General features: G+C 72.9%; 21 protein-coding genes. 6 read left to right on the plus strand and 15 right to left on the minus strand.

The genetic code is table 11. The annotated features are described in order from the left end of the window. Window positions 1-53: 53 nt before the first annotated feature. Entirely contained in the window at window positions 54-839 is a 786-nt protein-coding gene (locus IE99_RS0121565) for a phosphatase PAP2 family protein (RefSeq protein WP_169744465.1), read from the minus strand. A gap of 130 nt (window positions 840-969) precedes the next feature. Between IE99_RS0121565 and IE99_RS0121570 the strand changes: the two genes are divergently transcribed. The 3 genes from IE99_RS0121570 (at window position 970) to IE99_RS0121580 (ending at window position 2,695) form a co-directional block, all read left to right on the plus strand. Then, window positions 970-1,368 (plus strand): hypothetical protein, encoded by a 399-nt coding sequence (locus IE99_RS0121570; protein WP_157610433.1) that lies wholly within the window; start codon window positions 970-972, stop codon window positions 1,366-1,368. 92 nt (window positions 1,369-1,460) lie between these two features. Further along, window positions 1,461-2,072 (plus strand): thioredoxin-like domain-containing protein, encoded by a 612-nt coding sequence (locus IE99_RS0121575; protein WP_030173756.1) that lies wholly within the window; start codon window positions 1,461-1,463, stop codon window positions 2,070-2,072. Continuing rightward, complete coding sequence (locus IE99_RS0121580) at window positions 2,069-2,695, plus strand: DUF305 domain-containing protein (RefSeq protein WP_030173759.1); 627 nt, start codon at window positions 2,069-2,071, stop codon at window positions 2,693-2,695. The genes IE99_RS0121575 and IE99_RS0121580 overlap by 4 nt, the downstream gene beginning before the upstream one ends. Window positions 2,696-2,755: 60 nt before the next feature. On the opposite strand, the gene IE99_RS0121585 is transcribed toward IE99_RS0121580, so the two are convergent. Both IE99_RS0121585 and IE99_RS0121590 read right to left on the minus strand, forming a co-directional pair. Next, window positions 2,756-3,991 carry a DUF349 domain-containing protein gene (locus IE99_RS0121585; RefSeq protein WP_030173764.1) on the minus strand — a complete coding sequence of 412 codons (1,236 nt, stop codon included), beginning with the start codon at window positions 3,989-3,991 and terminating at the stop codon, window positions 2,756-2,758. Window positions 3,992-4,064: 73 nt separating this feature from the next. Beyond that, on the minus strand, window positions 4,065-4,805 hold the full coding sequence (locus IE99_RS0121590) for a peptidylprolyl isomerase (protein WP_030173767.1): 741 nt from the start codon (window positions 4,803-4,805) through the stop codon (window positions 4,065-4,067). 154 nt (window positions 4,806-4,959) lie between these two features. Here IE99_RS0121590 and IE99_RS0121595 point away from each other — a divergent pair, with 154 nt between their 5' ends. Genes IE99_RS0121595 through aspS form a run of 3 tightly spaced genes read left to right on the plus strand, consistent with a single transcriptional unit; the run spans window position 4,960 to window position 8,703 of the window. Beyond that, on the plus strand, window positions 4,960-5,655 hold the full coding sequence (locus tag IE99_RS0121595; protein ID WP_030173770.1) for an MBL fold metallo-hydrolase: 696 nt from the start codon (window positions 4,960-4,962) through the stop codon (window positions 5,653-5,655). A gap of 10 nt (window positions 5,656-5,665) precedes the next feature. Further along, window positions 5,666-6,946 carry a histidine--tRNA ligase gene (gene hisS, locus IE99_RS0121600; RefSeq protein WP_030173772.1) on the plus strand — a complete coding sequence of 427 codons (1,281 nt, stop codon included), beginning with the start codon at window positions 5,666-5,668 and terminating at the stop codon, window positions 6,944-6,946. After that, a complete protein-coding gene (gene aspS / locus IE99_RS0121605) occupies window positions 6,943-8,703 on the plus strand; it encodes an aspartate--tRNA ligase (RefSeq protein WP_030173776.1) in 1,761 nt (586 codons plus the stop codon). Before hisS ends, aspS begins: the two co-directional genes overlap by 4 nt. A gap of 55 nt (window positions 8,704-8,758) precedes the next feature. Here the strand turns inward: aspS and IE99_RS0121610 are convergent, their stop codons facing one another. The 12 genes from IE99_RS0121610 to IE99_RS0121665 form a co-directional block, all read right to left on the minus strand. After that, window positions 8,759-10,933, minus strand: a complete 2,175-nt coding sequence (locus IE99_RS0121610) for a RelA/SpoT family protein (RefSeq protein ID WP_037559897.1) — start codon at window positions 10,931-10,933, stop codon at window positions 8,759-8,761. Window positions 10,934-11,424: 491 nt separating this feature from the next. Continuing rightward, on the minus strand, window positions 11,425-11,949 hold the full coding sequence (locus IE99_RS0121615) for an adenine phosphoribosyltransferase (protein WP_030173782.1): 525 nt from the start codon (window positions 11,947-11,949) through the stop codon (window positions 11,425-11,427). A gap of 88 nt (window positions 11,950-12,037) precedes the next feature. After that, window positions 12,038-13,210 carry a protein translocase subunit SecF gene (gene secF, locus IE99_RS0121620; RefSeq protein WP_030173785.1) on the minus strand — a complete coding sequence of 391 codons (1,173 nt, stop codon included), beginning with the start codon at window positions 13,208-13,210 and terminating at the stop codon, window positions 12,038-12,040. A 3-nt stretch (window positions 13,211-13,213) separates the two neighbouring features. Further along, window positions 13,214-15,073, minus strand: coding sequence for a protein translocase subunit SecD (gene secD / locus IE99_RS0121625; protein ID WP_037559884.1), 1,860 nt, complete (start codon window positions 15,071-15,073; stop codon window positions 13,214-13,216). A 44-nt stretch (window positions 15,074-15,117) separates the two neighbouring features. Then, on the minus strand, window positions 15,118-15,549 hold the full coding sequence (gene yajC, locus IE99_RS0121630; RefSeq protein WP_030173793.1) for a preprotein translocase subunit YajC: 432 nt from the start codon (window positions 15,547-15,549) through the stop codon (window positions 15,118-15,120). 175 nt (window positions 15,550-15,724) lie between these two features. Continuing rightward, window positions 15,725-16,744, minus strand: coding sequence for a Holliday junction branch migration DNA helicase RuvB (ruvB, locus tag IE99_RS0121635; RefSeq protein WP_169744468.1), 1,020 nt, complete (start codon window positions 16,742-16,744; stop codon window positions 15,725-15,727). 50 nt (window positions 16,745-16,794) lie between these two features. After that, window positions 16,795-17,397 (minus strand): Holliday junction branch migration protein RuvA, encoded by a 603-nt coding sequence (gene ruvA / locus IE99_RS0121640; RefSeq protein WP_030173799.1) that lies wholly within the window; start codon window positions 17,395-17,397, stop codon window positions 16,795-16,797. Further along, window positions 17,394-17,987, minus strand: a complete 594-nt coding sequence (gene ruvC / locus IE99_RS0121645; protein WP_245623301.1) for a crossover junction endodeoxyribonuclease RuvC — start codon at window positions 17,985-17,987, stop codon at window positions 17,394-17,396. The genes ruvA and ruvC overlap by 4 nt, the downstream gene beginning before the upstream one ends. A 36-nt stretch (window positions 17,988-18,023) precedes the next feature. Next, on the minus strand, window positions 18,024-19,175 hold the full coding sequence (locus tag IE99_RS0121650; RefSeq protein WP_030173805.1) for a GNAT family N-acetyltransferase: 1,152 nt from the start codon (window positions 19,173-19,175) through the stop codon (window positions 18,024-18,026). Between the two features lie 71 nt (window positions 19,176-19,246). Continuing rightward, complete coding sequence (locus IE99_RS0121655; RefSeq protein WP_030173808.1) at window positions 19,247-19,999, minus strand: YebC/PmpR family DNA-binding transcriptional regulator; 753 nt, start codon at window positions 19,997-19,999, stop codon at window positions 19,247-19,249. Between the two features lie 5 nt (window positions 20,000-20,004). Further along, a complete protein-coding gene (pdxT, locus tag IE99_RS0121660) occupies window positions 20,005-20,628 on the minus strand; it encodes a pyridoxal 5'-phosphate synthase glutaminase subunit PdxT (RefSeq protein ID WP_030173811.1) in 624 nt (207 codons plus the stop codon). Window positions 20,629-20,723: 95 nt separating this feature from the next. Continuing rightward, window positions 20,724-21,338, minus strand: a complete 615-nt coding sequence (locus IE99_RS0121665; RefSeq protein WP_030173814.1) for a DUF6928 family protein — start codon at window positions 21,336-21,338, stop codon at window positions 20,724-20,726. Window positions 21,339-21,460: the final 122 nt, after the last annotated feature.

Genomic DNA, 21,460 nt, shown 5'->3' on the forward strand with positions numbered 1-21,460 from the left:
CGCCGACGGGTCCTCGAAGAGGCCCTCGGCACCGCCCGGTTCCGCCCTGCTGGTCACGCTCCGACACTATCCCGGCGGGACGACGGTCCCGCCCGTCCGGCGGGCGGCCCGTCCCGCAGGGCGGGGACGGCCGACGTCGCCCACAGCGCCCCCACCACGATCAGCGAGCCGACGACACCGTCCAGCCAGTAGTGGTTCGCCGACAGCACGACGATCAGGGTCGTGAGGACGGGATGCGCGACGATCAGCCACCGCGCCCGGCCCCGGCCGTGGCGGACCACGCCCCAGGCGATCAGCAGCGCCCAGCCGACGTGCAGGGACGGCATCGCGGCGAACTGGTTGGCGAGCCCCTCCCCCGGCTCCGTCTGGTACGCGCTGGGCCCGTAGACGGTCATCAGGTCGACGAACCCGTGCTCCGGCAGCATGCGGGGCGGGGCGAGGGGGTAGGCGAAGTGCACGGCCAGCGCCACCGCCGCCGACCCGAGGACGACCGCGCGGACGCGGGGCCAGGCGTGCCGCCGCAGGAGCCACGTCCACGCCATGAACACGGTGATCGCCGGGAAGTGCACGCGGACGTAGTACTCGTTGGCCGGCCGGACCCAGCCGTCCCAGCGGAGCGCGGCGTCCTGGAGGGCCGCCTCGTCGGGCAGCAGGAGGGCGCGCTCGAGGTCCCACAGCGCCCGCGCGTTCGCGAACGCCTCCGCGGGCGCGGCCTCGACGAGGTGGCGGCCGTAGCCGTAGGCGGCGAGGGCGGCCGCCATGAGCCCCGCCTGCAGGGCCCCCGCGAGCACGACGCGTCCGCCGCCGAGCGCCCGGAATCCGCCCACTGATCGCCACATGGGGGAAATCATTACAGCAAGATGGTCGTTCCCCTCCTCGCGGGCGGAACGGAACCGCGTACCCATGACGCGGGAACCGGGGGTGGGTGCCCGTGCGTTGGGACCGCCCGAAGGGTGCAGAATCTGGAGCGTGACGGTGACCTGGACGACGGCGCTGCGGCGGCACGGGCCCGCGGGCCTGCTCGTCGCGCTGTTCGCCGTGGCCGGGCTCGTCTCCGCCTACGGCATCGGGCACGGCCCTCCGCCCCGCATCTGCACCGAGCACGCGGTGACCGCTCCCGCCGGCGCGCTGTCCGACCAGACCCCCCACAGCACGCTCAGCGCGCCCCTGAAGGCCCCGCAGGACCTTCCCCTGCACATGTGCCTGTCGCTGGCCGTGCTGCTCGGGCTCGTGGCCCTGGGCCTCGCGGCCGGGCTCCGCCGCCCGGCCGTCCGCCTGCCGGCCCGGTCCGGATGGGTGCTCGCCCCGCCGCCCCGTCCCCCGCTCCCCGCCCCCTCACCGGCGTCCCTGCAGGTCCTCAGGCTGTGACGGGCCGGCCGCAAGGCCACCCGACGCGCCGTCACGGCGGCGCGCCGCGTCCCTCCCGTCCACCTGAACCAGACCCTCGAGAGGACCCCCTCATGTCCAAGGGCGCCCGCAACCGCAACAGCAACAGCAAGGCCCGTCCCAACGCCCTGACCGAGCGCCAGACCCCCTGGGGAGTGATCGCCTTCTACGGCTCGATCGGCGTGCTGGCCATCGTCGCGATCACGTACGCGTTCATCCTGTCCCGGCCGGAGCCCGCCGGGGCGTCCATCAAGGACCTCGTGCAGAAGGACGACCTGGGCCGCGACCACACGTCCGGCACCGTGAAGTACGACGGGGCGCCGCCCATGGGCGGCGACCACGACCCCATGTGGCAGAACTGCGACGCCCGCGTCTACGAGCAGCCGCTCCGGAACGAGAACGCCGTCCACTCGCTGGAGCACGGCGCCGTCTGGATCACCTACCGGCCCGGCCTGGACGCCGCCCAGCTGAGCGCGCTGAAGGCCAAGGTGTCCGCGACGGGCTACACGTTCCTCAGCCCGTACCCGTCGCAGAAGGACCCGATCACGCTGACCGCGTGGGGCAGCCAGGTCGGCGTCCAGAGCGCCTCCGACACGCGGATCGACGCGTTCCTGCGGACGTTCGTGAAGGGCCCGCAGACGCCGGAGCCGGGCGCCGCCTGCGACGGCGCGAAGGACGCCCCGTGACCGAGCGCCCCGCCCCGGGCCGGCGGGCGACGGCCGTGCTCGTGGCCGTGCTCCTCCTCGCCGCCGCCGCGGTGGCGGCCTCCGCGTTCCTGCGGTCCGGCGGCCCCGGCCCGGACGGGCCGGAGGCCGGGTTCGCCCGCGACATGAGCGCCCACCACGCCCAGGCGGTCCGGATGTCCTTCATCGTCCGGGACCGGACGCGCGACGAGAGGGTCCGGCTGCTCGCCTACGACATCGCCAACACCCAGTCCCAGCAGATCGGCATGATGACGGCCTGGCTGGACGAGTGGGACGCCCCGAAGGCCGACCCCGGCGGCTCGATGCGCTGGATGGGCCACGGAGCCCACGGCGGCGGAGCGGGCGGCGCGTCCGGGGCGCGGATGCCCGGGATGGCGACGGAGGCGCAGATCGGGGAGCTCCAGAAGGCGGACGGCAGGGACGCCGAGACCCGCTATCTGAGCCTCATGATCGAGCACCATCGTGGCGGCGTGGAGATGGCGCGGGCGGTGCTCGCCCGCACCGGCCACGACCGCGTCGAGCGGCTCGCCCGCACCATGGTGGACGGCCAGGAGGCCGAGATCCGGCTGATGGAGGGCATGCTCCGGGAGCGGGGCGCGCGCTGAGACGCGAAGAGGCGGCCCCCGCGCAGGGGGCCGCCTCTTCGGGCATTCGGCGGTGGCCGCCTACGAGAACTCGGCGAGCGTGCGCTCGGCCTCCTCCAGCCAGGCGCGGCGGGCGACGAGGCCCTCCTCCGCCTCCTTCACGTCCTTGTCGCGGCCCGCCGCACGGGCTTTCTCCAGGCGCTTCTCCAGCTGCTCGATGGAGCTGCGCAGCTGGCCGACGGTGGCCTCGGCGCGGGCGCGGGCCTCGGGGTTGGTGCGGCGCCACTCGGCCTCCTCGGCCGTCCGGACCGCCTCCTCGACCTTGCGGAGCCGGCCCTCCAGGCGGTCGCGCTGGTCGCGCGGCACCATGCCCGCGGCCTCCCAGCGCTCCTGGACGGTCCGCAGCGCCTGCCGGGCCTGCCGGACGTCCGTGACCGGGACCAGCTTCTCCGCCTCGGCGAGGATCTTCTCCTTCTCCTCGGCGTTGCCCTGGAACTCGGCGTCGCGCTCGGCGAACGCGGCGCTGCGGGCCTGGAAGAAGGTGTCCTGGGCGCCCTTGAACCGGGTCCACAGGTCCTCTTCGGCGTCGCGGGAGGCGCGCCCGGCGAGCTTCCAGCGGCGCATGAGGTCGCGGTAGGCGGCGGCGGTGTCGCTCCAGTCCGTCGAGCCGGAGAGCGCCTCCGCCTCGGCGACCAGCCGCTCCTTCTCGCGCCGGGCCTCCTCGCGCTGGTCGTCCAGCGTCGCGAAGTACGCCTTGCGGCGCTTGGTGAACGCGTTGCGGGCGGACGACAGCCGCTTCCACAGCGCCGTCTCGGTCGGCCGGTCGATGCGGTCGGCGGCCTTCCACTCGTCGACCAGCTTGCGGAGACGCTCGCCGCCGTTCTTCCAGTGCGTCTCCTCGGCCGCGATCCGCTCGGCCTCGGCGACGATGCGCTCCTTGACCTCGCGGGCCTCGCTGCGGTGCTGCTCGCGCTGGGCCTTGACCTGCTCGCGGCGCCGCCCGACGAGCTCGCTCAGCCCGTCCAGCCGGCGGGCGAGGGCGTCGAGGTCGCCGACGGCGTGCGCCCCGGTGACGGCCTCGCGGAGCCGCTCGATGCTCTGCTGCGCCTGGGCGGGCTGCAGGTCGGTCGTGCGGACGCGCTGCTCCAGCAGGCCGATCTCGGTGACCAGCGAGTCGTACTTGCGCTTGAAGTAGGCCAGGGCCTCCTCAGGGGCACCGGCCTGCCAGGACCCCACGACCCGTTCACCGTCGGACGTCCTCACGTAGACGGTGCCGTCCTCGTCCACCCGGCCCCAGGGATCGGTCGCGCTGGACACCCTTGCCTCCTGAATCGCGGGTCCGGTCACGTTCCCGGCGACCGGACCCTCCACACCTTAGTATCCCGTTCGCCTATTTCCCGGCGATCGTGACGTCCTGGATCGTGACCTTCTTCTTGGGGGCGCCGTCGCCCTTGGGCTCCGTGCCCCCCTTGGCGACCTTCTCCAGCACGTCGAGCCCGCGCGTGATCGTGCCGAAGACGGAGTAGTTCGGGGGCAGTTCCGAGTCCTTGTAGACCATGAAGAACTGGCTGCCGTTCGTGTCGGCCCCGGAGTTCGCCATGGCGAGGGTGCCCCTGCGGTAGGTCGCGCCGGTCGTGTTCTCGTTCGGGAACTGGTACCCGGGGCCGCCCATCCCCGTGCCCTGCGGGTCGCCGCACTGCAGGACGTTGAGGGCGCCCCCGCTCGTCATCCGGTGGCAGGGCGTGCCGTCGAAGAAGTTCTTCTTCGCCAGATGGGCGAAGGAGTTGACGGTGCAGGGCGCCTTGCCGGCGTCCAGCTGCATCACGACGTCGCCCTGGCTGGTCTTGACGGTCGCCTGGACCATGCCGCCGTAGGCCGGATCGGACGGCGGGCGGCCGGCCTTCCCGGCGCTCTCGCCGGGCGCCGCGGTGTAGGAGCAGCGGCCCTCGTCGGCGTCCGAGTCGTTCATGTAGAGCGCGACGCCGCCGCCCCCGGCCGCGACCACCGCGACCGCCCCGGCCGCACCGATGATCTTGATGCGGCGGGCGCGGGCGCGCTCCGCCCGCCGGCGTTCCTGCTGGCGCTCGAAACGCTGCCGCGCGAGCTGCTTCTTGCGGTCCTTCGCCGCCACGTGCAAGCCCCTCCGGTGTGATCAGGTGAACGTGCAGCGCATAGTAGCGGTACCGGGCGGGTCGGCGGCGACACGGCGAGCGGCATCTCGTTCGCGATGGCCACGGCCGCGCCGGTACGCTCGAACCCCACGATGGCTCCAAGGAAGGACGGCCGTGCTCGTCGCCGGGTTCCCCGCTGGATCGTTCGCCGCGAACTGCTACGTCGTGGCGCCCGCCGCGGGTGAGGAGTGCGTGATCATCGACCCGGGCGAGGACGCCGCGGCCGGGATCGACGAGATCCTCCGCGAGCACCGGCTGAAGCCGGTCGCGGTGCTGCTGACGCACGGCCATCTCGACCACGTCTGGTCGGTCGCGCCGGTCTGCGGCGCGAAGGACGTCCCCGCCTGGATCCATCCGGACGACCGCGACCTGCTCACCGATCCGGCGAAGGGCCTGTCGCTGGGCGCCGGGCAGCAGCTGTTCGGCGGGCTGGAGCTGACGGAGCCGGACGACGTCCGCGAGCTCGCTGACGGAGCCGTCCTGGAACTGGCCGGGCTGAGCCTCACCGTCGACCACGCGCCGGGCCACACTCCCGGCTCGGTGACGTTCCGGACGCCGCCCGCCGGGGAGGTCCCGGACGTGATGTTCACCGGCGACCTGCTGTTCGCGGGGTCGATCGGCCGCACCGACCTGCCCGGCGGATCGTACGAGCAGATCCTCGCCAGCCTGTCCCGGGTATGCCTGCGGATGCCCGAGGAGACCGCGGTCCTGCCCGGCCACGGCCCGCAGACCACCATCGGGCGCGAACGCGCCACCAACCCCTTCCTGGCCGACCTGACGCCGGCCGAGGGCCCGCACAAGGGATTCTGACCAAAAGATCATGAGTTCGAGCTTTCAGGCCCCCAAGGGGGTCAAGGAATACGTCACGCCGCGCGCGGACCTCTTCTACGCCATTCGCGAGGCGTTCGCCGAGCAGGCCCGGCTGGCCGGCTACGGCTATCTGGAGCTGGCCGTCTTCGAGGACACGAACCTGTTCAAGCGGGGGGTCGGGGAGTCCACCGACGTCGTGTCCAAGGAGATGTACACGTTCGAGGACCAGGGCGGCCGCTCGCTGACGCTGCGCCCCGAGTTCACCGCGAGCGTGCTCCGCGCCGTCCTGGAGAACAACCTGCACAAGCAGGGCGCGCTGCCGGTGAAGGTCTGGACGAGCGGCCCCGCGTTCCGCGCGGAGCGGCCCCAGCAGGGCCGGTACCGGCAGTTCTACCAGCTCGACCTGGAGGCGATCGGCAGCGAGGACCCGCAGGTCGACGCCGAGACGATCGCGATCGCGGCGAACTGGTACCGCTCGCTCGGCCTGACGCGGGTGCGGCTGCTGCTGAACTCGCTGGGCTGCAAGGAGTGCCGTCCGGCGTACCGGGAACTGCTGCAGGGCTTCCTGCGGGGCCTCGACCTGGACGAGGCGACCCGCGCCCGCATCGAGATCAACCCGCTGCGCGTCCTGGACGACAAGAGGCCGCAGGTCAAGGCGCAACTGGACGACGCGCCGCTGATGGCCGACCACCTGTGCGGGGCGTGCAAGGCCTACCACGACCGCGTCCGGGAACTCCTCGGCGACCTCGGCATCGCCTGGGAGGACGCGCCGCGGCTGGTGCGGGGCCTCGACTACTACACCCGCACCACCTACGAGTTCGACCACCCGCTGCTCGGCGCGCAGTCCGGCATCGGCGGCGGCGGGCGCTACGACGGCCTGTCCGAGGACATCGGCGGCCCGCCGCTGCCCGGCATCGGGTTCGGCCTGGGCCTCGACCGGACGATCCTCGCGCTGGACGCCGAGAACGCGTCGGGGAGCGCGGGGTTCGCGGCCCGGCCGCGCTGCGAGGCGTTCGGGGTCGCGCTCGGCGAGACCGCCGAGCGCCGGATGTTCGCGCTGGTCGCCGAGCTGCGCCGGGCCGGGGTCGCGGCCGACATGGCGTTCGGCGGCAAGAAGCTCAAGGGCGCGATGAAGGACGCCGACCGCTCCGGCGCCCGCTACGCCGTCATCCTCGGCGAGCGGGACATCGCGGACGGCGTCGCCCAGGTCAAGGACCTCGCCGCCGGCGAGCAGACCGCCGTGCCCCTGGCCGACATCACTTCGACGTTGAAGGAAAGGCTCGCCACATGATCCGCACGCACGACGCGGGGACGCTGCGCCCGGAGCACGCCGGGCAGCAGGTCGTCCTCGCCGGCTGGGTGGCGCGGCGCCGCGACCACGGCGGCGTCACGTTCATCGACCTGCGCGACGCGTCCGGCACCGCCCAGGTCGTCTTCCGGGAGGAGGACGCGGCGCACGACCTGCGGTCCGAGTTCTGCGTGAAGGTGACCGGAGAGGTCCGGATCCGGCCCGAGGGCAACGAGAACCCCGAGATCCCCACCGGCGGGATCGAGGTCGCCGCCGCGGAGATCGAGGTCCTGTCGGAGGCCGCGCCGCTGCCGTTCCCGGTCGAGGGGGACGTCAACGTCCACGAGGAGATCCGGCTCAAGCACCGGTACCTCGACGTCCGCCGCGAGGCCGTCGCGCGCGCCATGCGGATCCGGTCCGAGGCGTCGTTCCTCGTCCACGAGGTGATGCGCGGGCACGGGTTCGTCAACGTCGAGACCCCGACGCTGACCGCGTCCACGCCGGAGGGCGCCCGCGACTTCCTGGTCCCCGCCCGCCTCAAGCCGGGCCACTGGTACGCGCTGCCGCAGTCGCCGCAGCTGTTCAAGCAGCTGCTCATGGTCGGCGGGCTGGAGCGGTACTACCAGATCGCCCGCTGCTACCGGGACGAGGACTTCCGCGCCGACCGGCAGCCCGAGTTCACCCAGATCGACATCGAGATGTCGTTCGTCGACCAGGACGACGTCCTGAACGTCGGCGAGGACCTCATCGCCCGCCTGTGGAAGGACATCGCCGGGTACGAGATCCCCCGGCCGATCCCCCACATCACCTACGCCGACGCCATGGCGCGCTACGGCTCCGACAAGCCGGACCTGCGGTTCGGCCAGGAGCTGACCGAGATGACGGAGTACTTCGCCGACACGTCGTTCCGGGTGTTCCAGGCGCCGTACGTCGGCGCGGTCGTCATGCCGGGCGGCGCGTCCCAGACCCGCAAGGAGCTGGACGCCTGGCAGGACTGGGCGAAGTCCCGCGGCGCCCGCGGCCTCGCGTACGTCCTGCTCCAGGAGGACGGGACGCTCACCGGCCCCGTCGCGAAGAACCTGTCCGACGCCGAGAAGGACGGCCTCGCCGCGAAGACCGGCGCCGCCCCCGGCGACGCGGTGTTCTTCGGCGCCGGCAAGCGGCACGCCACCCAGGAGCTGCTCGGCGCGGCCCGGCTGGAGATCGGCCGCCGCCGCGGCCTCATCGACGAGTCCGCGTGGAACTTCGTGTGGGTCGTCGACGCCCCGATCTTCGAGCCGGTCGAGGACGACAAGGGCGAGCAGATCGGCTGGACGTCCGTCCACCACCCGTTCACCGCCCCGAAGGCCGAGTACGCCGACACCTTCCACACCGACCCCGGCGCCGCGCTCGCCAACGCCTACGACCTCGTGCTGAACGGCAACGAGATCGGCGGCGGGTCCGTCCGTATCCACCGCGCCGAGATGCAGCAGCGCGTCTTCGACGTGCTCGGCATGACGAAGGGGGAGGCGGAGTCGAAGTTCGGGTTCCTGCTGGAGGCGTTCAAGTTCGGCCCGCCGCCGCACGGCGGCATCGCGTTCGGCTGGGACCGGACGATCATGCTGCTGGCCGGGCAGGAGTCGATCCGGGACGTGATCGCGTTCCCGAAGGCGGCGTCCGGCTACGACCCGCTGACCGCCGCGCCGACCCCGATCACGCCGGGGCAGCGCAAGGAGGCCGGTGTGGACGTCGTCCCCGAGGACGAGCCCGCCGGGGACTGACGCCGCGGACGTCGAAGGGCGGCCGCCGTTCGGCGGCCGCCCTTCTCGCGCTCGCTCAGCGGGTGGCGCCGCTGGTCGTGCGGTACACGTCGTAGACGCCGTCGATGGACCGGACGGCCCGCAGCACGTGCCCGAGGTGCTTCGGGTCGCCCATCTCGAACGTGAACCGGCTCACCGCGACGCGGTCGCGGGTCGTGGTGACGGACGCCGACAGGATGTTGACGTGCTGGTCGGACAGGACGCGCGTCACGTCCGACAGCAGCCGCGGCCGGTCGAGCGCCTCGACCTGGATCGCGACGAGGAAGACCGAGTCCTCCCCGGGGGACCACTTCACGTCGATCAGCCGGTCGGGCTGCGACTTCAGGCTCTCGACGTTCGCGCAGTCCGCGCGGTGCACCGACACGCCGTGCCCGCGGGTGACGAACCCGACGATCGCGTCGCCGGGGACGGGCGTGCAGCAGCGGGACAGCCGCACCCACACATCGGGGTCGTCCGCGACCACCACGCCCGGCCCGCCCGCCGGGCGGCTGCGCCGGCGGTGCGTCGGCAGGACGATCTCGGCGAGGTCCTCCTCGGCGCTCTCCACCCCGCCGAGCGCCTCCACGAGCCGCTGGACGACCGTCTGCGCCGACACGTGCCCCTCGCCGACCGCCGCGTACAGCGACGACACGTCGGCGTAGCGCATGTCGCGGGCGAGGGCGAGCAGCGCCTCCGCCGACATCATCCGCTGCAGCGGCATGTTCTGCTTGCGCATCGCGCGGGCGATCGAGTCCTTGCCGGACTCGATCGCGGTCTCGCGGCGCTCCTTCGAGAACCAGTGCTTGATCTTGTTGCGGGCGCGGGCCGACTTGACGAACCCGAGCCAGTCGCGGCTCGGCCCGGCGTCCGGCGACTTGGACGTGAACACCTCGACGGCGTCGCCGTTGTCGAGCGTCGACTCCAGCGGGACGAGCCGGCCGTTGACCCGGGCGCCGATACATCGGTGCCCGACCTCGGTGTGGATCGCGTACGCGAAGTCGACGGGCGTCGCGCCCTGCGGCAGCGCGATCACGTCGCCCTTCGGGGTGAACACGAACACCTCGGAGACCGACAGGTCGAACCGCAGCGACTCCAGGAACTCCGCGGGGTCCGCGGTCTCCTTCTGCCAGTCGAGGAGCTGGCGGAGCCACTGCATGTCGCCGGCCTTCCGGCCGCCGACCGTCTCCTCCTTGTACTTCCAGTGCGCGGCGACGCCGTACTCGGCGCGGCGGTGCATGCCCCAGGTGCGGATCTGCAGCTCGACGGGCTTGCCCTCGGGGCCGATCACCGTCGTGTGCAGCGACTGGTACATGTTGAACTTCGGCATCGCGATGTAGTCCTTGAACCGGCCGGGGACCGGGTTCCACCGCGCGTGGATCGAGCCGAGCGCCGCGTAGCAGTCGCGGACGCTGTCGACGAGCACCCGGATGCCGACGAGGTCGTAGATGTCGTCGAAGCCGACGTCCCGGGCGATCATCTTCTGGTAGATCGAGTAGTAGTGCTTCGGGCGGCCGGTCACGGTCGCCTTGATGCGGGCCTCGCGCAGGTCGGCCGAGACGTTCTCGATGACCTCCTGCAGGTAGACGTCGCGGCGCGGGGCGCGCTCGGACACCAGCCGGGCGATCTCGTCGAACCGCTTCGGGTACAGCGTCGCGAACGCGAGGTCCTCGAGTTCCCACTTCAGGGTGTTCATGCCGAGCCGGTGGGCGAGCGGCGCGAACACCTCCAGGGTCTCGCGGGCCTTCTTCTCCTGCTTGTGCCGCGGCATGTAGCGCAGCGTCCGCATGTTGTGCAGCCGGTCGCCCAGCTTGATCACCAGGACGCGGATGTCGCGCGACATCGCGACGACCATCTTGCGGACGGTCTCGGCCTCGGCCGCCTCGCCGTACTTGACCTTGTCGAGCTTGGTGACGCCGTCGACCAGCGCGGCGATCTCGTCGCCGAAGTCGTCGCGGAGCTCCTCCAGCGTGTACGGGGTGTCCTCGACGGTGTCGTGCAGCAGCGCCGCGCACAGCGTCTCGGTGTTCATGCCGAGTTCGGCGAGGATCGTGGCGACCGCGAGCGGGTGCGTGATGTAGGGGTCGCCGCTCTTGCGCTTCTGGTGCCGGTGGAAGTGCGCGGCGACGTCGTAGGCGCGTTCGATGAGCCGGAGGTCCGCCTTGGGATGCGTGTTGCGGACCGTCTTGATGAGTGGTTCGAGTACCGGATTCATGGCGGAACCGCGCTGCGCTCCCAGGCGGGCGAGCCTGCGGCGCACCCGGGCGGCGGACGGTGGGATCGTGGCCGGCGTCGGCCTGGCGGATTGACCGGACTCGGCGGCGGCCGCGTCGCCGGCGACCGCGTCCGAACGGGAGGCCCCGCCACCGGAACCCGGGGCGGGGCCTGACGCCGGCGGCTCACCGGCTCCGTCGCTCTCTTGTGTCGCGCCGCGCGCATCGCCGGCGGCGGTCCGGTCGCCGGTCGCGGCGGTCGCGCCGCCGCCCGCGTCCGTGCCGGGCGCCCCGGCGGTCGCGGCCGGGCCCGGCGGCGCGGGCCGCGTCTCCGGCGTGTCGGCGCCGGCCGCGGCGCTCACCGCGTCGGTCGATACCGCCTCACCGCGCACCCAGCCTCCTTGGTCCCAAGGGGCGCCGTTCGCTACCCGCCCCGCAGGATGCCCCGTCCCCACCGGACGTGGTGCCAGTGTATCCGGCACCTATTTCGTGCTTAGACCGAAACGAGGGAATGGACGTCCAGATTCCCCAGCTTGGAGCGGCCGTCGAGGAACGACAGCTCGATCAGGACGGACAGTCCGGCGACCTCGCCGCCCGCACGGCGGACGAGTTCGGCCGCGGCGGCGGCGGTGCCGCCGGTGGCGAGGACGTCGTCCACGATCAGGACGCGGTCGCCCGGCGCGAACGCGTCGACGTGCATCTCGATCGTCTCGGTCCCGTACTCGAGATCATAGGTCTCCTCGTGCGTCCGGGAGGGCAGCTTCCCCTTTTTCCGTACCGGAACGAACCCGGCGCCGAAGTGGTAGGCGACCGGGGCGGCGATGATGAAGCCGCGTGCCTCGATCCCGACGATCTTGTCGATGGCGCCCCGGCCGTGGTGGTCGACGATCGAGTCGATGACGCCCGCGAACGCGGTGTGGTCGGCGAGCAGCGGGGTGATGTCCTTGAACACCACGCCGGGCTTCGGGTAGTCGGCCACATCGCGGATCCGGTCCCTGATCAGCCGTTCGAGGTCCACCGTCGCACTCCTTAGATCATGAATTCGGCCGTGTCCGGGCACCCGCTCGGGGTGCCCGGACACGGCCGGTGTTCCATTCGTGTTCGCGCTACCTGCCGCGGCGCTGCTGGCGGGTGCCGCGCCTGGGCTGCTGCCGCGGCCCCTGCTGCACCACCTTGCGCACCGTGACACCGGGCGGCGGGCCCGGCTCGGCGTTCCCGTCGGGCGCCCGCTCGGCGGCGTCGGAGTCATCGTCGCCGGCGGGATCGCCGTCGGCCCCGGAACCGACGGAGGTCGCGGCGGCGACCTTGGTCTTACGCTTGGCACTGGCCTCGCGGCGCGCGATGTTGGCGCGGATCTGCCGGTACATCGGCTCCCGCTCCTTGAGCTGCACGAGCAGCGGCGTCGCCACGCAGATCGACGAGTACGTCCCGACGATCATGCCGACGAACAGCGCCAGCGAGAGGTCCTTCAGGGTACCCGCGCCGAACAGCGTCGTGCCGATGAACAGGATCGCGGCGACCGGCAGGATCGCCACCAGCGAGGTGTTGAGGGAGCGCACGAGGGTGCTGCTCAGCGCCTCGTTGGCGGCCTCGCTGTAGGTCGTCCTGGAGGTCGGGCCGAGCGGCTTGGTGACCTCCTTGATCATGTCGAAGACGACGACCGCGTCGTACAGCGAGTAGCCGAGGATCGTCAGGAAGCCGAGCAGGGTCGCCGGGGTGACCTCGAACCCGGACCAGGCGTAGATGCCCGCCGTGATCACGAGGTCGTGGACGAGCGCGACGACCGCCGCGATCGCCATCCGCCACTCGAACGCGACCGACAGGTACCCGACGATCAGGATCATGAAGACGATCAGCGCCTGCCAGGCCTTCTGCTGGATCTCACCGCCCCACGAGGCGCCGACGACCTGGGTGCTGATCTTGTCGGCCGGTATCGCCAGGTCCTGGGCGACGCCGGCCTTCACCTTCGTCACCTGGGCGGAGGTGAGGCTTTCGGTGGTGACCCGCCAGTCGTCGCCCGCCTTCTGCACGATGACCTGGTGGACGCCGCCGTCGCGGACGGCGGCGCGCACGTCCTCGATCGAGGTCTTCTGCGCCGGGAACGTGAAGACCGAGCCGCCCTTGAACTCGACGCCGAAGTTCAGGCCCATGACGAGCAGGCCGGCGACCGAGAACGCCAGGAGCAGTCCGGACAGGGAGTACCAGAGCTTCGGGCGGCCGACGATGTCGGCACTGACCTCACCGCGGTAGAGCCGGGCGAGCGTCGCGCGGAACGCCATCCCTCACACCCCCTGCCGGGTCGGGCGGGAGGCGGTCGCCTCCGGCGTGGCCTTGTGCAGGCGCCTCGGATCGAGCCCGGACATGGGATGCCCCTTGCCGAAGAAGTCGGTGCGCGACAGCAGCGCCACCAGCGGCTTGGTGAAGAAGAACACCACGATGATGTCGATCAGCGTGGTGAGGCCCATCGCGAACGCGAACCCGGCGACGCCGCCGACCGCGAGGAAGTACAGCACCAGCGCGGCGAGGAACGTCACGGCGTCCGCGACGAGGATCGTGCGGCGGGCGCGCTTCCACGCGGTCTCCACGGACGGGCGGAGCCGGCGGCCGGCCCGCAGCTCGTCGCGGAGCCGCTCGAAGTACACGATGAACGAGTCGGCGGTGATGCCGATGGACACGATCAGGCCGATGATGTGCGGCAGCGAGAGCCGGAAGCCCATCCCCTCGCCGAGCAGCACCACCGACACGTACGTGATCGCGGACGCGACGACCAGGCTGGACACCGCGACGAGGCCGAGGCCCCGGTAGTAGAACATGCAGTACAGGACGACGAGGACGAGGCCGATGCCGCCCGCGATGAGGCCGCCGCGCAGCTGGTCGGAGCCCAGCGTGGAGGACACCTCGTCGATGGAGCTCTGCTTGAACTCCAGCGGCAGCGCCCCGTACTTCAGCACGTTCGCGAGGTCCGTGGCGTACTGCTGGTCGAAGCTGTCGGGCGGGCCGTCGATGCTGGCGGTGCCGCCGGTGATCGCGCCCCGGTTGATGCTGGGCGCGGACACGACCTGGCCGTCCAGGACGATCGCGATCTGCGAGCGCGGCGAGCCCTGGCTCTGCTGGTACGCCTGGAACGCCTCGGTGGTGACCTCGCCGAACTGGCGGGCGCCCTTGCCGTCGAACTCCAGCGACACCGACCAGCTCGGCTGGTTGTTCTGCGCGTCCGGCGGCATCGCGGCGGCCTCGTCGACGTTCTCGCCGAGGACGCGGACGGGACCGAGGATGTACTTGGCGATCGAGCCGTCCTCCTCGGGCTCCTGGTCGCAGGAGACGACCCACTTGCGGTTCGGGTCGTTCGCGCCGGGCACCCGGCGGTCGCCGGTGTAGCAGTTCAGCGCCTCGAACTGGGCGATGACCTGCTTGTCGTCGATGCCGGTGTAGTCCTGCCCGAGGCCCTGCTGGAGCTGGCTCGGCAGGATCGCCGAGGGGGCGGGCGACGACGACGCGGACGGTTCGGCCGACGGCTTGGCGGTGGGCGACGCCGTCCCCGACCCGGACGGCGAGGGCGTCGGGGCGGCGAGGGCCTGCGAAAGCGCGCGGCCCCGCGGCGTGGCCGACGCGGATGGAGAGGGCGTGGCCGACGCGGACGGCGAGGGCGAGGGCGAGCCGGACGGGATCAGCGAGGTGCCCGGCTTCTTCTTCCCCTTCTCGTCGTCCTTGCCCTTCTTGCCGGACGGCGACGGCGACGGCGACGGCGCCGTGGACGGCCGGCCGTCGGCGGTCGCGAACACCTGCCGGAACTGGAGCTTGGCGGTCGTGCCGATCAGCTCGACGACCCGGCCCTGACCCTCGCCCGGCACGTTCACGACGATGTTGTTGCCGCCCTGCTTGGCGACCTCCGCATCGGACACGCCGAGCCCGTTGACCCGCTGCGTCATGATCTTGACGGCCTGGTCCATCAGGGCGGCGGGCGGGTTCTTTCCGCTCTCGGTCTCGGCGGTCAGCGTGACGGTCGTCCCGCCGGCGAGGTCGAGGCCCAGCTTGGGCGTGGTCGACCCCTGCAGGTACGTCACCCCCGCCAGCAGGACCAGGACCGCGAACAGCACGAGGAGCGTGCGCCCCGGCTTGGGGACGTTGTTGGGCGAGGCCACTGGTTCGGTTTACTTCCCGTCTCGGATCGTCACCTGGGGGGAACTCAGGCGCTGGGCTTCTTCGCGGCGCCGTCCTTGGTGAGCTCCACGGCGTCGTCGTCGCGGGCCTCGGCCCGCTCGGCGGAGCCGTCGAGGTCCTCGTCGGCCTCATCGGCCTCGTCGTCGAGCTCCTCGGGCTCGTCGTCCTTCAGGACCTGCATGACGGCCTGCTTGATGAAGCGCGCCTCGACGCCCGGGGCGATCTCCAGCAGGAGGCCGTCGTCGTCGACCGCGACCACGGTCGCGTGCATCCCGCTGGTCGTCATGACGCGCGATCCCGGCTGGATGGAGGTCTGCATCTGCAGCTGCTCCTTGCGCCGCTTGCTCTGCGGGCGGATCAGCAGGAAGTAGAAGACCAGGGGTACGGCGAGGAGCAGCAGCAGGTTGAAGGCGCCGCTGCCGCCGTTGTTCGCCGCGAGAATCATGTCGCCGCCCATCAGTGGGGCATCCTTCCGCATTGGTGTGCCCAGCCTGTGGCCTGATCGGCCGTCCCGGAGACGCGTCGGCTGGTGACGGTGAACCGGTCCCGGAGTCTAGAGAGTACGCCAGGCACCGGCAACGAGACGACGGCCGGCGAGGCCGGGAAGTTCCCAAGCCGTTACCCGATGATCACTATTCGGGCTGATCCGCGGTGTCGTCGTCCACCTCGAAAAGCGCCGGGGGCATGGACGGCGGAACGGACGGCGGCGGGGTGAGGCCGAGGTGCTCCCACGCTGCGGGGGTCGCGATCCGGCCGCGCGGCGTCCGGGCCAGCAGGCCCTGCCTGACCAGGAACGGCTCGGCGACCACCTCGACCGTCTCGGGCTCCTCCCCCACCGACACCGCGAGCGTCGACAGCCCCACCGGGCCGCCGCCGAACTTGCGCAGCAGCGAGTCGAGGACGGCGCGGTCGAGGCGGTCCAGGCCGCGCTCGTCCACCTCGTAGACGCGCAGCGCGGCGCGCGCCAGCTCGAGGGTGACCACTCCGTCCGCGCGCACCTCGGCGTAGTCGCGGACGCGGCGCAGCAGCCGGTTCGCGATCCGCGGGGTGCCCCGGGACCGGCCGGCGACCTCGGCCGCGGCGTCGTCCTCGACCCGGACGCCGAGCAGCCGGGCCGACCGCCGGACGATCTCCTCCAGGTCGGCGGGGGCGTAGAAGTCCATGTGGGCGACGAACCCGAACCGGTCGCGCAGCGGCCCCGGCAGCATCCCCGCCCGGGTCGTGGCGCCCACCAGCGTGAACGGCGCGATGTCGAGCGGGACGGCGGTCGCGCCCGGCCCCTTCCCGACGACGACGTCGACCCGGAAGTCCTCCATGGCCATGTAGAGCATCTCCTCGGCGGGCCGCGCCAGCCGGTGGATCTCGTCCAGGAAGAGGACCTCGCCCTCGGCCAGGGTGGACAGCACCGCGGCGAGGTCGCCGGCCCGCTCGATCGCGGGGCCGGACGAGATCCGCAGCGGCTGCCCCAGCTCCGCCGCGATGATCATCGCGAGGGTGGTCTTGCCGAGCCCCGGACCGCCGGACAGCAGCACGTGATCGGGCGTCCGGCCGCGCCGCAGCGCGCTGTGCAGCACCAGCGACAGCTGCTCGCGCACCCGCTCCTGCCCGACGAAGTCCGCGAGCCGCTTCGGCCGCAGCGCGGCCTCGATCATCTGCTCGTCGACGCCGTCGGCGTCGGGCGACACGAGCCGCTCCGGCCCGCTCACCTGCTCAGCTTCCTGAGGGCGGACTTCAGCAGGGTCGCGACCGGGGGCGTCTCGGCGCCGTCGAGGTCGGCGGCGACCGCGTCCACGGCGGCGTCGGCGTCCCGCCCGGACCAGCCGAGGTTGACCAGGCCCATCCGGACCTGCTCGCGCCACGCCTCGGACGCGGCGGGGGCGCGTTCCGCGGCGGCGGCGCCGACGGGGGCTCCCAGCCGGTCCCTCAGCTCCAGCACGATCCGCTGCGCGCCCTTCTTCCCGATGCCGGGCACCTTCGTGAGGGCGTTCAGGTCCTCGGCGGAGACGGCGCGGCGCAGCGCGTCGGGGGTGTGGACGGCGAGCATCGCGAGCGCCAGGCGGGGCCCCACCCCGCTCGCGGTCTGCAGCATCTCGAAGACGGCGCGCTCGTCGTCGTCGGCGAACCCGAACAGGGTGAGCGAGTCCTCCCGGACGATCAGGGACGTCGGCACGGTCGCCTGCTCGCCGACCCGCAGCCCGGCGAGGGTCGCGGGCGTGCACTGGACGGCGAGGCCGACGCCGTGCACGTCGATCACCGCCCCGTCCGGCCCGGCGGCGGCCACCCGGCCGCTGACGAAGGCGATCACCGAACGTCTCCTCCTCTGTTCCGGGCGGCGAGCCGGGCGCGCTCGGCCAGTGCCGCCTCCTCGATCCGGGACCGCGCCGCCGCGGCCGGCCGCTGCCGCGCGCCGCCCCGCCACACGTGGCAGATCGCGAGCGCGAGCGCGTCCGCCGCGTCCGCCGGGCGGGGCGCCTCGTCCAGCCGCAGCAGCCGGGTCACCATCGCGGTCACCTGCGCCTTGTCGGCGCGGCCGTTGCCGGTGACGGCGGCCTTCGCCTCGGACGGGGTGTGCAGCGCGACGGGCAGCCCGCGGCGGGCGGCGGCCAGCATGGCGATCCCGGCGGCCTGCGCGGTGCCCATCACCGTGCGGACGTTGTGCTGGGAGAACACCCGCTCGACGGCGACGGCCTCGGGGGCCAGCTCGTCCATCAGGGCCTCGATGCCCCGCTCGATGCCGAGCAGCCGGAGCGCGTGGTCGTCGTCCGGCGGCGTGCGGACGACGGCCACGTGCACCAGGTGCAGCCGCGCGCCGGGGACGCCCTCCACGACGCCCACCCCGCACCGGGTGAGCCCGGGGTCGACCCCCATCACCCGCACGGCCGCTCCTTCGATCATGTGTTCGGCCGCCACGCTATCAAGCCCGCCGCGCTCTCAGAAGTAGTCCAGCGCGTACGGCGTGGCGGCGAACGCGGCCCCCAGCGTCCCGGCGTCGCCGCCGTGCAGGAGGCCCGCGCGGCGCAGCGTGGGGACCGGGACGCCCGCGTAGAGCGCGGCCAGGCCCCGGGCGCCCAGCCGGACCGGGTCGGGATCGCCGCCGGAGCGCTCCAGCCGGCCCGTCCCGTCCTCGACCGTGAGGTGCCAGTGGCCCGCGTTCGCGGGGACGTCCGGGTCGTCGATCAGCAGCGCCGCCCGAGCCGACACGCCCGCGGGGAATCCGCGCGCCCCGATCGCGGCCGGCGCGTCCACGACGCGGAGCATCCACTGGCGGCGGTCGACGGTCTCGCACTCGCGTTCGCGGATCGCCCACAGCACCGGGTCGGACGGCGCGACGCAGGCCCGGACGGAGGCCGCCGTGGAGGAACCCGACCCGACCAGCGCCCACAGCGCCCGGAGCGTCCCCTCGGAGCCCGCCACGAGCCGCGTCACCTCCAGGCCCTCCCCGTTCCCGTCCCACCGGTAGGAGACGAACCCGTCCTCCGCCAGGTAGGTGTAGTGGCCCTCGGTGCCGAGCAGGACGCGCCACACCCCGTGCCGCCAGCCGATCGGCCCGCAGTCGCCCGCCGCCTCGTGGACGCGGGCCACCACGGCCGCGACCTCCTCCGCGTCCTGCGGCCCGACCCGGCGGACGGGGACCCGCTCGGCCGCGAGGGTCCGCAGCGCCTCCGCGGGCAACTCGACGTGGTGGAGGCCGCCCGCGTGCTCCCAGCCGAGCGATCGGTACAGCGGCGTGGTCGCCGGGTACAGCATCGCGAGCGGATGCCCGAACCGGACGCAGCGTTCCAGCAGGTCGGTCAGCAGCGCCCGGCCGAGCCCCCGGCCGCGCGCCTCGGGCGCGACCGCCACCCCGCCGACGCCCGCGACGGAGACGGCGCGGCCCTGCCACCACTGCGTCAGGTCGTTCAGCCGCCCGGTCGCGACGATCCGGCCGCCCTCGAACCCGGCGAACTGCCGGCCGGCCTCCAGCGCGGGCCGCGCCATCCGGGCGCTCTGCGCCCACGCCGAGTCGGACAGCCGCCCGAACGCGCGCGACCGGATGTCGCGGGTCTCGTCGAGCTCCCCCGAGCCGAGTACACGGATCTGCATGATCTCGACCGTACGGCACCCCAGGTCAACCGGGGTCGCCGCGATCCTCAAGATCGCGGCGCCGCACCGGCTCAGGCGTCGATCGCCGCCATGATCTCGTCGCTCACGTCGAAGTTCGCGTAGACCTCCTGGACGTCGTCGGAGTCCTCCAGGGCGTCGAGGAGGCGGAACACCTTCTTGGCGTTCTCCTCGTCGAGGGGGACGGAGACGCTGGGCAGGAACTTCGACTCGGCGGACTCGTAGTCGATGCCGGCGTCCTGGAGGGCGGTGCGGACGGCGAGCAGGTCGCCGGCCTCGCAGACGACCTCGAAGCTGTCGTCGAGGTCGTTGACCTCCTCGGCGCCGGCGTCCAGGACGGCCATCATGAGGTCGTCCTCCTCGATGCCCGTCTTCGGGACGATGACGACGCCCTTGCGGGTGAACATGTACGACACCGAGCCCGGGTCGGCGAGGGAGCCGCCGTTGCGGGTCAGGGCGACGCGGACCTCGGAGGCGGCCCGGTTGCGGTTGTCGGTGAGGCACTCGATGAGCACCGCGACGCCGCCCGGGGCGTAGCCCTCGTAGGTGATGTTCTGCCAGTCGGCGCCGCCCGCCTCCTCACCGGCGCCGCGCTTGCGCGCGCGCTCGATGTTGTCGTTGGGGACGGAGTTCTTCTTCGCCTTGTAGATGGCGTCGTAGAGCGTCGGGTTGGCGTCGGGGTCGCCGCCGCCGGTACGCGCCGCCACCTCGATGTTCTTGATCAGCTTGGCGAAGAGCTTGCCCCGCTTGGCGTCGAGGGCGGCCTTCTTGTGCTTGGTGGTCGCCCATTTGGAATGGCCGGACATGGCTGTCAGTCCTCCTCGGTCATCGCCCGGCGCACCAGATCGGCGAAGTAGCGGTGCACGCGGTGATCGCCCGTCAGCTCCGGATGGAAGGAGGTCGCCATGAGGCGGCCCTGACGGACGGCGACGATCCTACCGGCGTTCCGGCCGCCCTCGGCTCGTCCGAGGACCTCGACGCCCTCGCCGACGGACTCGACCCAGGGCGCGCGGATGAAGACGGCGCGGTAGGGCTCCTCGCCCATGCCCGTGAGGGGGACGGCGCACTCGAACGAGTCGACCTGGCGGCCGAACGCGTTGCGGCGCACCGTCATGTCGATGCCGCCGACGGTCTCCTGGCCCGCGACGCCGCCGCGGATCCGATCCGCGAGCATGATCATGCCGGCGCAGGAGCCGTAGGCGGGCATCCCGCCCTCGACGCGCTTGCGGAGCGGCTCGAGGAGGTCGAAGGTGCGGGCGAGGCGCCACATCGTGGTGGACTCCCCGCCGGGCAGGACGAGCCCGTCCACGCGCTCCAGCTCCCCGGGGCGGCGCACGGTGATCACCTTCGCGCCGGCGGACTCCAGCGCGCGGGCGTGCTCGCGCACGTCTCCCTGCAGGGCGAGGACACCGATCGTGGGCGGCGCAGCGGTCACGGGCACCTTCCGGAGGGCGAGTGGGGGATCTGCCGAAGCCTAGACGGTGATTGCAACGCTCCGGGACGGGGGGCGTCTTCCCGGGACGCCTCCGGTCACGCGTGCTTGAACCGCCGCATCGGCAGTTCGAGGGGGAGGAAGCCGTCGTCGCCGCGGTCGGCGATGCCGCGGCCGAACATGTGGGTCTCGGCGAGCGCGAGCCCGAACGCCTCCGGGTCGAACGGCAGCGGGACGTCGGGGGCGCCGGCGTCGATCGCCGCCCAGAAGGGGCGCTCGGCGGGGAGGCGGGCGCCCTGGTCGACGACGACGCCGTCATCGGCGGTGACGAAGACGTCGCGGCGCAGCGTCCCGGCCTCGTACCAGCGGAACCAGCAGCCCCGGATGACGGCGTGCAGGACGAGGACCCCGCAGTCGGCGCCGGGCAGGGCCGCGGCGGCGGTGTCGGCGATCCGGCGGGCGTCGTCGTCCAGGCAGAACAGCCGCCGGTCGCTCAGCAGCAGCGCCCGGTCGAACGCGCCGACGAACAGCTCGTCGTCGTAGGGCCAGAGGGCGAAGTCGAGGACGGTGTCGCCGGTCTCGGCGAGGCCGCCGGCCGGGTAGAGCCGCCGCGCGAAGGCCGCCGCGGCGGCCGGATCGGGGACGAGGCCGGGCCGGAACACCTCGGCGGGCGCTCCCGCGCTCGCGCAGGCCAGCGCGACGGACCAGGCCATGCTCTCCGCTCCCCCTCCCGCCGGCCGCGCACCCCCGGGGACGCCCCGCGCCCCCACCGGCCGCGCAGCCAGCGTATCCCCGGCGCGGGCCGGTGGGGAGGGGACGGACCGGAACGGGCCTC

This window comes from Spirillospora albida, assembly GCF_000718255.1.
Lineage (GTDB): Bacteria > Actinomycetota > Actinomycetes > Streptosporangiales > Streptosporangiaceae > Spirillospora > Spirillospora albida.